This is a genomic window from Micromonospora antibiotica (genome assembly GCF_017599305.1).
GTDB lineage: Bacteria > Actinomycetota > Actinomycetes > Mycobacteriales > Micromonosporaceae > Micromonospora > Micromonospora antibiotica.
The window spans coordinates 126,283-138,765 of record NZ_JAGFWR010000016.1 but is presented as its reverse complement, the minus strand read 5'-3'; the positions used below and the strand labels follow the sequence as shown (position 1 = coordinate 138,765).

Here is a 12,483-nt window from a genome sequence, read left to right as displayed (position 1 = left end):
CCGCCATCAGCGCCCTACGCCTAACCGGGATCACCAACATCGCCGCCGCCAACCGACATCACGCCCGCGACAGCACCCGCCCACTGGCACTACTCGGCATCACCTGACTTTGCCGGGGCCCTGCAGTCGTCCTGGCGACAAGAACTCTTCACAAAGACCTGTCTGGTCTCCGACGGCGGGGACGTTGCCGTTGTTGCCCGACCCGCTCACGCCAAGATCCCGACTGTGTCGCGTACGTCGTGAGTGCCGGCCACGAATGGACGTGAGCTCAGGTGCGGCCGGTTTACTCCGGGGTGTCGTCCTCGGTGGGGCGTGGCGACCGGTGCTTCGTGATCCACTCTTCGACGTCCACGGCCAGCCACACCTTCATGCCGCGCAGCTCCTGGTAGGGGCGCGGGAAGGTGGGATGCCGGGTGAGCTGCTGGAACCGTTGCCGCGAGACACCCATCCGCTGGGCGATCTCGTAGGGACCCATCAGCAGCACCGGGTCACGACTCATATGGCTGACGGTAGTGAGTAGCTTACTTTCCGATCGGCTATTGCCAGCTGACTAAACCTCCACCAGGGACCGTGTCGGTATGTCACGACGGGTGTCCTACCACGAGTATCTGCTCGCCACGGCGATGACGTTGGCACGGCGGCACCGGCCGGCGTGGTCGTGGCGGCGATGGCGGTTCGTCTGCCGGTGCGGCAACGAGCTGCCCTGCCGCTACCGGCACCGCATCCCGATCAACCAACGGCACTGGCCGAGCCAGGACGGGCCGCGATGATCGAGCTACGGGCCGGGGTGCTGGTGCACGTGACGCGGAAGGCGAGCCCGCAGTTCGTCAAGCCGATCCTGTTCCGCCTGATCCGGGTCCGCACCGAGTGGATCACGTACGACGGGTGGGCCTGGCTCGACGGTTACCAGATCAACGCCAAGGGCGACGCGGTGGCCCGCCGGCTGATCTACGTCCAACCCGCCGAACTCCTGCCACCCGAGCCCACCCCGCAAGCCACCCCGACCCGCCGGCCCGCCCCTGCCTCCCGCGCCGCCACCTCCCGGCGCGTCCCGTCGATCCGACCGCCCCGTTCTCGATGACTCGGAGTGGTCAGCGAGCTGCCGTGATCACTCTTCCGTGTCGGTGAGAGTTTCGTTCACCTCGGTTCCGGCAGCCGCACGGTGCAACTCGTCAAGGGTGCGTCTGGCTGCTTGACGGCGTTCCTCGAACGCTGCCGGATACGCCGTCGCGAGTTCGTTGAGATAGCGGACACCTTCGGCGGTCAAAGCAATAACGTCTTCGGTCACGCTGCCGGCTATGAGTCCGACATATCCGATGTTCCACAGGGAGTTCGCGAGAGCGGGGAGATGAGCGTCGCGGTTGGTGGTGGTGAGTTGTCGGTAGAGGTTGACGGCTTCGTGGCTGGTGGTGAGGGCTTCGGTGTGTTGTCCCGCTTCGGCCAGTCGGTTCGCGTGGTTGTTGAGGGACATGGCGATGTAGGCGAGGTGGGAGTCACGGTTGGTGGTAAAGAGTTGTCGGTAGAGGTTGACGGCTTCGTGGCTGGTGGTGAGGGCTTCGGTGTGTTGTCCCGCTTGGGTGAGTCGGTTCGCGTGGTTGTTGAGGGACCCGGCGAGGTAGGGGAGGTAGGCGTCGCGATTGGTGGTGGTGAGTTGTCGGTAGAGGTTGACGGCTTCGTGGCTGGTGGTGAGGGCTTCGGTGTGTTGTCCCGCTTCGGTGAGTCGATTTGCGTGGTTGTTGAGCGACTTGGCGAGGTCGGGGAGGTGGGCGTCGCGGTTGGTAATGGTGAGTTCGCGTCGAAGGTAGACGGCTTCATGGCTGGCAACCAGGGCTTCAGCCCGTCGCCCGATTTCGGCTAGGCGGATGGAGTGCGTGCTCATCCAGCGAGCATGGACTTCACGCGGGGTGTCCGGGGTGAAGCCGGCGACGATGCGGGTCGTCAGCGCCACCGCCAATCGCCCCAACTCCATCGACGGGTACGGCACATGTTCAGCGGTCCACTGCGCCCAGTCGAGATCGATGTCCGCGTCCGCCAGCAGCCGCACCGCGCCCGGCGTGAACACCCCCGGGAACTGCACCCCGACCTGGAGCACCGCCTCGACCATCCGGGGCACGTCCACCCCCAACGCCACCTCGATCAGCGCCGTCGCGTCGCCCTGATGGGTGCGAGCCCGGCCGAGCACCGTCAACGCCCGTACCGCCTGCGCCACCGTCAGGTCGGTGAACACCCGCGCCCAGTCGGCCGCCGGGTAGTCCCGCAGCACCCGCACCGCGAGCGCCTCGGCCAGCAGGTCGGGCTGCACCACGCCGAGCCCGGTGCCGTCGGTGGCCGGATACAGGTCGGCCAGCCACGCCGCGTACCGGTCCACCCGGTCCGGCTCGGCGGCCACCAGCGCGGGGACCCGCCGGACCAGGCCGGCGACCTCGTCTGGCCCGTCCGCGCCGAGCAGCGCCGCCACCCCGGCGACCTGCCGCAGCAGTGCATCCGACGCCGGGTCGTCGGCGGCCAGCAGGCCCGCCCGTCGGGCCGCGAACCGCCAGTAGCGGGCCTCGTGCCCCAGCACCTCGGTCAGCACGTCGTACCGGCCGTGCCGGGGTTGCCCGTCCAGGACGGTCAGCAGCGCCTCGGCGTGCAACCGCAGCACCGGTGTGTCCGCCGGGCGGTCCCGCGCCTCGACCACCGGCACCGGTCGCCCGAGGTGGGCGGCGAAGTCCCGCGCCGCGAGGGCGACGATCTCGCCGGGTTCGCTCTCCTCGATCCGGGCCGGCAGCTCCACCACCTGCGACCGGCCGGTCACCGCGTCGAGCAACTGCGCCTGCTGCGGGTACGCCGCCGACAGCGTCTCCCACCACAGCCCGGCACCCCGGGCGATCAGCAGCACCCGTACCCGTACCCCGGTGGCCCGCTGCGCCGCGCAGACCAGCGCCGCCACCCCAGCCCGATCCCGCGTCTCGGCATAATCCACCACCACCAGCAACCGCTCCGGTACGCCACCCGAGGCGATCAGGGCTGCCGTCTGCTCCTCGGCCCCGGCGTGGATCCACTCGCACCGCCAACCGGGCAGCCGGCCGGCGAACTCCCGGGCCAACCGGGTCTTGCCCACCCCGCCCGCGCCGGTCAGCAGGCGTACCGCCACCGCTGTGCGGTCGGTCGTCCAGGATTCCAGTTGGCGCAGCACCCAGCCGCGACCGATGAAGTCGACAACCGCCTGTCCGGGGTGCAGCAGCCACGCCACCGACTCCGGCAGCTCGGCCGACGTCACCCCGCGCAGCGCGTCCTCCCGTCGCCGCCGGGCCTCCCGGGTCGCCGCCAGCCGGTCGGCCACCGTCGGCCCGAAGCCCCCGACCACCCCGGCGGCGGCAGCGGCGACCACCGTCCAGCCGGTCTTGTCGTCGGCCACCGCCGCCCACGCGCCGAACCCGGCGACCACGCCCGGGATGCCCACCCACCACGCATGCCGCCGCCAGGCACCCCGATTCATGCGCGACACCCTACCGAGGGTCACCAACAGGACACGAAACGATCTTCAGGGGTGTCGGGGCGGGCGCGTCACCCGGCCGGGAGTCGACGGCAAGCAATCGAGATGCATCGATTGACAGAAGTTTGTCCGATCGGGACACTGATTGAAACATAACCGTGCGTGCAAGGCGTGGCGCTGCCGCTCCGGGAGGACCAGATGAGGCTCGTACACCGGCGGCCCCTGCTCGCGGGAGCGCTCGCCGCCACCACCCTGGTCGGCGTCGTCGGGGTCGCCACGGCGGCCTCCGCCGCCACCGGCTGCCGGGTGACCTACACCGTCACCAGCCAGTGGAGCGGCGGCTTCGGGGCCAACGTCGCCGTCACCAACCTCGGTGACCCCATCAACGGTTGGCAGCTCACCTGGTCGTTCACCGCCGGCCAGCAGATCACCCAGTACTGGAACGGCACCGCCAGCCAGAACGGCGGCCGGGTCACCGTCGGCAACACCACCTGGAACGCCGCGCTCGGCACCGGGGCGAGCACGTCGTTCGGCTTCAACGGCTCGTGGAACAACGCCAGCAACCCGGCACCGACCGACTTCGCGCTCAACGGCACCCCCTGCACCGGCAGCACCACGCCCACGACGCCGACCACACCCACCCCGGGCACCCCACCGCCCACCACGCCGCCGCCCACCCCGACCACCCCGCCGCCGACCACCCCGGCACCGACCACCCCACCGCCACCCACCCCGAGCACCACCCCGAGCGGCGCGGAGGCGACCATCGTGCCCGACCCGTCCTGGGCCTGCGGCCGGTCCGCCGGCCTCGTGCCCCCGACCCGTGGCCGGCTGGTGTTCCGGGCCACCGCCCAGCTCGGTGCGATCCGCGATGTCGGCGTCACCCAGTACGGCCACCGCCGCATCCTCGACATCAGGGGCGGCACGATCACCGGCGACCGGATCAACGGCAGCATCCTCACCGGCGGCCTCGACCTCGAACTCACCCTCGGCAACGGCGCGACCGAGCTGGAACAGGTCGCCATCCTGCGCACCGGCGACGGCACCCCGATCTACCTGCGCACCTGTGGCGTCGCACCGGCCGGCGAGTCCACCGTGCGGATCGTGCCCGACTTCGAGGCCCCGAACTCCAGCGCGTACGCCTGGTTGAACACCGGCACGTACGTCGGCACCCGGACCGTCGACACCGCGACGAACACCCTCACCCTGGCCGTGTACGACGTCGCCGGGGTGTCCCCGGCCGACCCGCGCGTGCAGCTACGCGACCCGGCCGGGGTGGCCAACCAGTCGTGGGACTGCCTGACCGGCAGCGGAACCCGGGGCGCGGCGGTGTTCACCGAGACCGTCACACTCGGGGCCAGCGTCTCGGTCGGGGCCAGCAAGCGCGGCACCCGCAACATCATCCCCATCACCGGCGGCACCATGACCGGCCGGGTGACCGGGACCGTCCTGCCCGGCGGGGCGGACTACCAGCTCATCGGCGCGACCAGCACGCTCGACGCCCGGTACGTGCTGTCCACCAACGACCGGGAGCTGATCCTGGTCCGCAACTGCGGGGCGTTCGGCCGGCTGGTGCCGACGTTCGAGGCCCGCGCCGCCGGCCCGTACGCCTTCCTCAACGCCAACACCTGGCTGAGCTCCGACCCGGGTTCCGCCCCGGGCGGCGTGAGCATCACCTTCTACGAACGCCGCTAGCGCGGGGGAGGGTGCCCGCCCCTCCGCCCCGACGCCCGGCCCCGTCCCACGGTCCCCCTGGTGGGGCGGGGCCGGGTGGCACCGGTCAGGTGTCCAGCGCCAACCGGGCCACCTCGTCGGCGCACCCCCAGGACAGCGTCACCCCGGCACCCCCGTGGCCGTACGCGTGCACCAGCCGCCGCCCCGGCACGGCCCGCACCGCCACCCTCGGCCCACCGTGCCGGGCCGGCCGCAACCCGACCCGCACCCCCAGCACGGGGGCGTCGGCCAGTTCCGGCACCAGCGCCACGCACCGGGCCCGGATCGCCGCCGAGGTGGCCGGGTCGGGCCCGGTGTCCCACTCGTCCGGCTCGAAGGTGCCGCCGAGCACCACGTCGTGTCGGCGCGGATGCACGTAGGTGATCCCGGCCGGGTTCTCCTCGTCCCGGACCGAGGTGGTCAGGCCCGGATTCGCCACCAGCACCAGGTGCCCGCGTACCGGGTGCACCGCCGGGTCGTCGGCGAGCCGGCCGGCGGCCAGGCCGGTGGCGTTGACCACGATCGGGGCGAGGGCGAAGCCGTCGTCGAGGCGGTCGAGCCGACCGACCCGGAGCACCCCACCGGCGGCCGTGAACCGGTCCCGCAGCCAGTCCAGATAGGGCGACATCTCCACCGTCGGGGCGGTGAACCGCAGCTGCGCCGCGTACGGGCCGAAGCCCGGCCCGGTCACCAGGTCGCCGGTCGCCGCCGCCCACCACGGCGGGCCCACCCCCGGCCGGCGCAGCAGCATCCGGGTCGGCCGGGCCACCACCCCGGGCACCCCGGCGGTGGCCTGCCGGCCCAGCTCCGTGTGCGTCTCGGTGGCCCAGCGCAGCACCCGGGGGTCCGCGTCGGTGTGGCTGGGATACCAGACGGCGGCGGCCACCGCCGACACCGTGTCGGCGGGCGGGTCGGCGGTCAGCAGCGTCACCCGTACGCCCCGCTCCCGCAGCCGCACCGCCGCCGTCAACCCGATGATCCCGCCCCCCACCACCAGCACGTCCGTGTCCATCGTCGACCTCCCCGTCGGTGCCGCCCGCAGTGCGGACGGCCGGACCTGGATCGTCTCCCCGACTCGACGGACCGGTCCAAGACAGAATCGGCGGCCGGCGATAAGTGCCGCTTATGCTCCCCCGATGGGGGCACCACCGACCACCGGTCCGACCCGGCCGGACCACGACCGGGACCGGCCGGAGCAGGGGCGGGACGGGTGGGACCTGCGCCGGTGGCGGTACTTCGTGGTGCTCGCCGACGAACTGCACTTCACCCGGGCCGCCGCCCGGCTGCGGATCGCCCAACCGGCGCTCAGCCAGCAGATCCGTGCCCTCGAACGGCAGCTCGGGGTGACCCTGCTGCACCGGGACAGTCACGGCTGCGCGCTGACCGGGGTGGGCGCGCAGGTGGCCGGTGAGGCCCGTCGGCTGCTCGCCGAGGTGGACGCCGCCACCGCCCGCATCCGGGACCTGGTCGGTGGGCGCGACGGTCGCCTGCGGTTGGCGTACACCCGCTCGGCCCGGGGTGGTCGGGTGGACGCGCTGGTGGCCCGGTTCCGGGCGGCGCACCCCGAGGTGGAGGTCGTCCCCGAGACCGGCTGGACCGCACCCAACGTGACCGGGCTGCTCACCGGTCGGCTCGACGTCGCCTTCGTCCGTCCGCCGCTACCGGAGGCGGGGCTGACCTGCCACACCGTCGACCGGGAGGAGTTGCTGCTGGCGGTGCCGGTGGGGCATCCACTCGCGGCCGGCCGGGCCCGGGTGCGCCGGGCCGAGGTGGTCGGGCTGCCGGCGGTGATGTGGCCCCGGGAGAACGGCCCCGGCATGTTCGACCGCACCATCGCCCAGGTGTGGCCCGACGGCGGTTTCCACCTGGTCCGCCAGGAACCCGACGACGAACAGTTGCTGCGCGCGGTGGCCGGCGGCGACGTGGTCGCGGCCGTCCCGGCGGGCCGGGCCCGTGCCCTGAAGGTCGCGGGGGTACGCCTGCGGCGCTTCGCCGCCCCGGTGCCGACCGTCGACGTGGCCCTGGCCTGGCGGACCGGCACCACCGACCCGGCCGTCCGTCGGCTCGTCGCCCTGCTCGCCACCTGCTGATCCGTCAGGCGTGGTCGTCGCGTCGGATCCTGCGGGGGTGTGGACCCGTTCGCCGGCGCAGTTTCGCCGCCATTGCTCGACGAATCCGGCGCACTCGGACGGATATCCGACAATGGACGGTCCCGACGTTTCTGCCGGTGAATATGAATCGCCGAGCGCATTCGCAGCGAGTAATGTGCTGCCTCCCACGGCCGTACGAACCGCCGTGTTCGTGGAATCGTCCCACCCTGCTCGTGGGTCGTTCAGCCGTGCCCATGCAATCGTCCCGCCGTTTCGGCAGGTGACGCTGTAGTCGAGGAGCCCTGACGTGTCCGACATGGACAGCGCCCCGCAGCCCGGACCCGAAGTCGACCCCGCCCCGGCCCCGACCGTGCCACCGGTCGGGTCGCCGACCGCGCCGCCCGCCGGGTCGCCCGCCGACGAATCCGGGGACCGGTTCGCCCACCGCCCGCCCGGCTACCCGAGTGCCCTGGTCTGGTTGCGCGCCGGCATCCTGCGGGACTGGCGGGGCGTGCTCGGCTCGTTCCTGGCCACCTGGTTCTACGTGCCGTTGGCGCTGGTGGCGGCGGTCTGGGGCGGCCTCGCCCTCGGCCTCTACGGGCTGATCGCCGGGGGCACCCAGTCCGAGGAGGCGGTGCCGGCGCTGCTGCGGGACGCCCCGCTGGTCGGGCCGCTGCTGGAAGCCTTCGTGGCACGTTCCGGTGGGGTGGTCGGCGGGTTCGCCGGGTTCGCGCTCGGCGCGCTGGTCGGCTTCCTGGCCGTGCTGGTGCTGCCCTGGCGCAACGCCTTCGACGAGCCGGCGAACCTCTTCACCGGCCTGGCCGGGATGGTGGTCGCCGCCGGCCTCGTCGGGCTGCTCTACACCGTCGGGCGGGTGCTGCTGGAACCGTGGCTGCTGGGGGTCTCCGGCGCGCGTCTGCTCAGCCGTCGCGAGGCCGAACGGCTGCGCCCGCTGCTGAGCGACTGCGCGGCCCGGCTCGGCCTGCCCGGTGAACCCCGGCTGCTGATCGAGGACGACCCGGTGCTGACCAACGCCCGCGCGTACGCCCGGCACGTGGTGGTGAGCACCGCCGTACTCGACTGCACCGACGAGGAGATCGCCGCGCTGCTCAGCCACGAACTGGTGCACTGGCGTACCGGCGACGAGGTGACCAGCGCGTTCATCCGGGGTGTCGGCCTGCCGCTGGTGCTGGTGCACGCGCTGCCGGCCTGGCTGATGCGCCGGTTCCCGCACCCGGCCACCGACTTCGTGGTGTTCCTGTTCTTCTGGCCGGTGCTGCTCACCATGCGCTACCTGGTCCTGCCCTGCCACCGCCGGGACGTCCGGGCCGCCGAGTACCGGGCCGACACCGGCGCGGTGCTCGCCGGGCACCGGGAGGGGATGCGCGCCATGCTGGAGCGGCGGCGCTCCTTCGAGACCGGGCGCAGCGGCTGGGACGAGGCGGTCTGCGCAACCCACCCGCCGTCCGAGCTGCGCCTGGACCGGCTGGACCACCCCGTCCCCGACCCGGCCACCGACCGCGCGGCCACCGCGCGCGGCCTCGACGAGCTGTTCGGCGGTACGACGGGTGCGACGGTCGGTTCCCGCCGGGCGCTGCTGCTGGTCGGCGCGCTGGTGCTGGTGAGCTGCCTCGGCGGGGGGTTGACGGCGACCCAGTGGGCGTTCGTCCGTCCCCAGGCGGCCGTCAACGACTACTTCGCGGCCCTGGACGACCACGACGCCCCCGAGGCGCTCGAACGGCTCACCCCCGGCGTGCGGGCGGCGCTGGGCGACAGCGGGCAGCTCGCCCGGATGGTGGCGGCGAAGGAGTACCGCCCGCCCACCGACGTCTCCGTGACGGGGGTGGAACGCGACGGCGACGAGGCGGTCGCCACGGTCGCCTACACCCTCGCCGGGCGGAAGCTGACCGCCGAGCTGCCGTTGCGCCGCGACGACTCCGCCGTGCTCGGGCTGTTCCACCGCTGGCACCTCGACGCCGCCCCGGCGACCCTGACCCTGCCCGGCGGCCCGGCCCCGCTGACCGTCAACGGGGTGCCCGCACCCACCGGTGAGGAGGGGGTCGCGGTACCGCTGCTGCCCGGGGCGTACACGGTCGCGGGGGAGAGCAACGCGCTCAGCGAGACGGCGCCCCGGGTGGTCTACGTCGTACCCGGGCAGCAGAGCGTGAGCGGCGCGGAGCTGACGCCCACTCTGCGACCCGAGGCGCTGGCGGCGGCGGAACAGAGCGTGCGGTCCTACCTGGACGGCTGCGCGGCGCAGGCGGTGGCCGCGCCACCGGGCTGCCCGCTGCGCTACTACAGCGGCGGTTCGACGGTGAAGAAAATCGCCTGGAAGATCACCGAATACCCGAGGATCGAGCTGACCCTGACCGGCCCGACCACCGCGCGGGTCTCCACCGCGTACGAGTCGCAGGGGTCGGCGCGGGCCACCGGCAGCACCGCCGGCTACTTCGGGACCACCCCGTTCAGCGACACCCAGACGGTCGGGGTCAGCGGTGTGCTGTCGGTGGTCGACGGCAAGCTGACCTTCCAACCCGGTGACGACTGAGCCGGCGTGTGCCGACTGAGCCACCCGGTGTCGACGGTGCCGTCCGGTGCCGGGTCGCACCGTGGCGACGACTGATAGGGAGATCGAGATGACCGCCCCCCGTTCCACCGCCCCGGCCCGGCTGGTGCTGGCCCCGCGTGCCGCCGGGCCGCACCGGGTGCCGCTGCTGGCCTGGCTGCACCGCGATCCGCGCTACCGCACCCTGGTACGCGACGCCGGGCAGGCCGGTGGGCGGCCCGGTTTCAGCGACGCGGTGATCATCGCGGTGGTGGCCCAGGGGTTGCTGCCCGGCCTGTTCAACCTGGTGCAGAGCTGGGTGGACCAGCAGCGTACCGAGGTGAGCATCCGGCTCCAGGTGGGCGACTCCGAGGTGGAGATCCAGGTCAGCGGGCGCTCCGACCCGGCGAAGCTGCTCGACGAGGCACAGCGGGCGCTGCGCCCGGACGACCCCGGGACCGACGTCACCCCCGCCGGCTGACGGCGGTCGGCCGGCCCTGCCCCCACGTCTGTGGGCCCTCGCGCCCGCGTCGGTGGGCTCCCGCGCCAGCGTCGGTGGGCCCTCGCGCCAGCGAGTCCCGGCACCCTGGGACCCGCGTCGGCGGCCCACGCATCGGCGGGTCCCGCTCCTGGTCCGGGGTCGGTGGGTCTCGGGTCGGCGGGTCCCGCTCCTGGTCCGGGGTCGGTGGGTCTCGGGTGGGCGGGTCTCGCTCCTGGTCCGGGGTCGGCTGGTCCCGAGGTCGGTGGGTCTCGTCGGCGGGTCCCGCTCCTGGTCCGGGGTCGGTAGGTCTCGGGTGGGCGGGTCCCGCGTTTCCCGGATCCCGCTTTCCCCGGATCCCGCGGGTAGGTCGCTCCGCCCCCGTCGACGCTCAGCAAGGCAAGGGGCGAGGTAGCGGTATCCCAGCCCGCGATGCCGCTACATCGCCCAGCTGAGTGCTCGGCGGTGGCGAAGGTGTCCGGTGTACTTTCTCATCGAGACGTTGATGCCTGTCCGTCATATTTATGACGGACAGGCATCAACGTTTGTTCGGCCTATTACCTCAGGCGCGACACGCCGGTGCGGAGGGCCGAGCCGTCAGCATCGGCCCTGGACCCCCCACTAATCACCACCACCACCATCGCCGCCGCGCCGTCCGTCGAGTCCACCCCCTGTACACCTTCCGCCCGTCACCGCCGCCACCGTCACCGTGACCGCCGCGGCTGTCGCCACCACCGCCACCACCGCGGCTGTCGCCGGCCGCCGCCGTCACCGTCACCGTCGTGGCTGTCGCCGGCTGTCGCTGTCGTCGGCCGCTGCCACCGCCGTCGCTGTCGCCCGCGGCCACCAGCCGCCGCCCGCCCCCGCCCCGCCGCCGTTGTTGCGGTTACGGGAACACCGCGCACGGAACACGGACACGAGAACACCGCGCACGGGAACACGGGCACGACGACGCCCGGGATTCCCGCGACTGCTGGTGAAGCCGGGCGTCGGCACCTCGTCCGCCGTGATGGCGCGTGGGCATCATCGTGGCGCGTGGTGAACCGGAGGGCTGCCACGGTGACCTGTGGGGCGTGGCGGTGTGCCGGGGCGGTCGTCGGGTGAGGGGCGGGTCGGTCAGGCGGCCTTGGCCAGGGCGTCGTACTCCTCGTCGGTGAGCTGCACCTGGGCGGCGGCGACGTTCTCCTCCAGGTGACCGACCGAGGACGTACCCGGAATGGGCAGCATGACCGGCGAGCGGCGCAGCAGCCAGGCGAGCGCGAGCTGGGCGGGCGTCGCCTCGTGGCCGGTGGCGATGGCGTCCAGCGGGCCGCCCGGCTTGGCCAGGTTGCCGGTGGCGATCGGGAACCACGGGATGAACGCCAGGTCGTTGCGCTCGCAGTGCTCCAGGACGTCCTCGGCGCTGCGGTCGGCCAGGTTGTAGAGGTTCTGCACCGACACGATCGGGGTGATCTGCTGCGCCCCCTCGATCTGCTCGACGGTCACCTCGGACAACCCGATGTGCCGGATCTTGCCCTCCTGCTGGAGCAGGGCCAACTCGCCGAGCTGGTCGGCCAGCGGCACCTTCGCGTCGATGCGGTGCAGCTGGTAGAGCCCGATCGATTCCACACCCAGGTGCCGCAGGCTCAGCTCGCACTGCTGGCGCAGGTATTCCGGCCGCCCCACCGGCCGCCAGTCACCCGGCCCGGAGCGGGTCAGCCCGGCCTTGGTCGCGATGACCAGGTCGTCGGCGTACGGGTGCAGCGCCTCCCTGATCAGTAGCTCGGACACGAACGGCCCGTACGAGTCGGCGGTGTCGATGAACGTGACGCCCAGCTCGTACGCCCGGCGTAGCACCCGCACCGCCTCGGCCGGGTCCTTCGGGTCACCCCACACCCCCGGTCCGGTGAGCTGCATGGCCCCGTACCCGAGCCGGTCGACCTGGAGGTCGCCACCGATCCGGTAGGTGCCGGACGCCTTCGCGGGCTGACTGCTGGACCCCATGTGCCGTACCCCGATCCTGTTCGTTGTCGTCAGCGGCAAATCTAGCCACCGCCTCAACGCCTTTCCCGAAGATCGCCGTCGGCAACACCCACGGGCCGAATGTGGGCACCGTCTCCCGTCGCCGCACCAACCCCGCCCCGTCACGCGGCACCGTCTCCCGGCGCCCGGCCCGGCATCCAGCCCCCGGCATTCAGCC

At 72.7% G+C, this 12,483-nt stretch carries 10 protein-coding genes; 6 read left to right on the top strand and 4 right to left on the bottom strand.

Annotated features, from left to right (window positions below; genetic code table 11):
* Nucleotides 1-283 precede the first annotated feature (283 nt).
* Nucleotides 284-499, bottom strand: coding sequence for a helix-turn-helix transcriptional regulator (locus tag JQN83_RS23215; RefSeq protein ID WP_244253015.1), 216 nt, complete (start codon nt 497-499; stop codon nt 284-286).
* 79 nt (nt 500-578) lie between these two features.
* Between JQN83_RS23215 and JQN83_RS23210 the strand changes: the two genes are divergently transcribed.
* On the top strand, nt 579-770 hold the full coding sequence (locus JQN83_RS23210; protein WP_084261485.1) for a hypothetical protein: 192 nt from the start codon (nt 579-581) through the stop codon (nt 768-770).
* The gene (locus JQN83_RS23205; protein WP_208569261.1) at nt 767-1,081 is read left to right on the top strand and encodes a hypothetical protein; all 315 of its coding nucleotides are present in this window, start codon (nt 767-769) and stop codon (nt 1,079-1,081) included. Before JQN83_RS23210 ends, JQN83_RS23205 begins: the two co-directional genes overlap by 4 nt.
* A 27-nt stretch (nt 1,082-1,108) precedes the next feature.
* On the opposite strand, the gene JQN83_RS23200 is transcribed toward JQN83_RS23205, so the two are convergent.
* On the bottom strand, nt 1,109-3,481 hold the full coding sequence (locus JQN83_RS23200) for a tetratricopeptide repeat protein (protein ID WP_208569260.1): 2,373 nt from the start codon (nt 3,479-3,481) through the stop codon (nt 1,109-1,111).
* Between the two features lie 195 nt (nt 3,482-3,676).
* Here JQN83_RS23200 and JQN83_RS23195 point away from each other — a divergent pair, with 195 nt between their 5' ends.
* Nucleotides 3,677-5,173 (top strand): DUF3237 family protein, encoded by a 1,497-nt coding sequence (locus tag JQN83_RS23195; RefSeq protein WP_208569259.1) that lies wholly within the window; start codon nt 3,677-3,679, stop codon nt 5,171-5,173.
* A gap of 85 nt (nt 5,174-5,258) precedes the next feature.
* Here JQN83_RS23195 and JQN83_RS23190 read toward each other — a convergent pair whose 3' ends face one another.
* On the bottom strand, nt 5,259-6,203 hold the full coding sequence (locus tag JQN83_RS23190; RefSeq protein WP_208569258.1) for an FAD-dependent oxidoreductase: 945 nt from the start codon (nt 6,201-6,203) through the stop codon (nt 5,259-5,261).
* Between the two features lie 124 nt (nt 6,204-6,327).
* On the opposite strand from JQN83_RS23190, the gene JQN83_RS23185 reads away from it, so the two are divergent.
* From JQN83_RS23185 to JQN83_RS23175, 3 genes are all read left to right on the top strand, one after another.
* Entirely contained in the window at nt 6,328-7,281 is a 954-nt protein-coding gene (locus JQN83_RS23185) for a LysR family transcriptional regulator (protein ID WP_244253014.1), read from the top strand.
* Between the two features lie 316 nt (nt 7,282-7,597).
* Nucleotides 7,598-9,829, top strand: coding sequence for a M48 family metalloprotease (locus tag JQN83_RS23180; RefSeq protein ID WP_244253043.1), 2,232 nt, complete (start codon nt 7,598-7,600; stop codon nt 9,827-9,829).
* Between the two features lie 88 nt (nt 9,830-9,917).
* The gene (locus JQN83_RS23175) at nt 9,918-10,307 is read left to right on the top strand and encodes an effector-associated constant component EACC1 (protein ID WP_208569255.1); all 390 of its coding nucleotides are present in this window, start codon (nt 9,918-9,920) and stop codon (nt 10,305-10,307) included.
* A gap of 1,113 nt (nt 10,308-11,420) precedes the next feature.
* Here the strand turns inward: JQN83_RS23175 and JQN83_RS23170 are convergent.
* Complete coding sequence (locus tag JQN83_RS23170; RefSeq protein WP_208569254.1) at nt 11,421-12,287, bottom strand: aldo/keto reductase; 867 nt, start codon at nt 12,285-12,287, stop codon at nt 11,421-11,423.
* Nucleotides 12,288-12,483: the final 196 nt, after the last annotated feature.

Bases quoted from the DNA above. Each gene is read 5' to 3' on its own strand.
- JQN83_RS23210 (WP_084261485.1), top strand. From the start codon at position 579: ATGTCACGACGGGTGTCCTACCACGAGTATCTGCTCGCCACGGCGATG.
- JQN83_RS23195 (WP_208569259.1), top strand. From the start codon at position 3,677: ATGAGGCTCGTACACCGGCGGCCCCTGCTCGCGGGAGCGCTCGCCGCC.
- JQN83_RS23200 (WP_208569260.1), bottom strand. From the start codon at position 3,481: ATGAATCGGGGTGCCTGGCGGCGGCATGCGTGGTGGGTGGGCATCCCG.
- JQN83_RS23175 (WP_208569255.1), top strand. From the start codon at position 9,918: ATGACCGCCCCCCGTTCCACCGCCCCGGCCCGGCTGGTGCTGGCCCCG.
- JQN83_RS23170 (WP_208569254.1), bottom strand. From the start codon at position 12,287: ATGGGGTCCAGCAGTCAGCCCGCGAAGGCGTCCGGCACCTACCGGATC.
- JQN83_RS23180 (WP_244253043.1), top strand. From the start codon at position 7,598: ATGGACAGCGCCCCGCAGCCCGGACCCGAAGTCGACCCCGCCCCGGCC.
- JQN83_RS23215 (WP_244253015.1), bottom strand. From the start codon at position 499: ATGAGTCGTGACCCGGTGCTGCTGATGGGTCCCTACGAGATCGCCCAG.
- JQN83_RS23185 (WP_244253014.1), top strand. From the start codon at position 6,328: ATGGGGGCACCACCGACCACCGGTCCGACCCGGCCGGACCACGACCGG.
- JQN83_RS23205 (WP_208569261.1), top strand. From the start codon at position 767: ATGATCGAGCTACGGGCCGGGGTGCTGGTGCACGTGACGCGGAAGGCG.
- JQN83_RS23190 (WP_208569258.1), bottom strand. From the start codon at position 6,203: ATGGACACGGACGTGCTGGTGGTGGGGGGCGGGATCATCGGGTTGACG.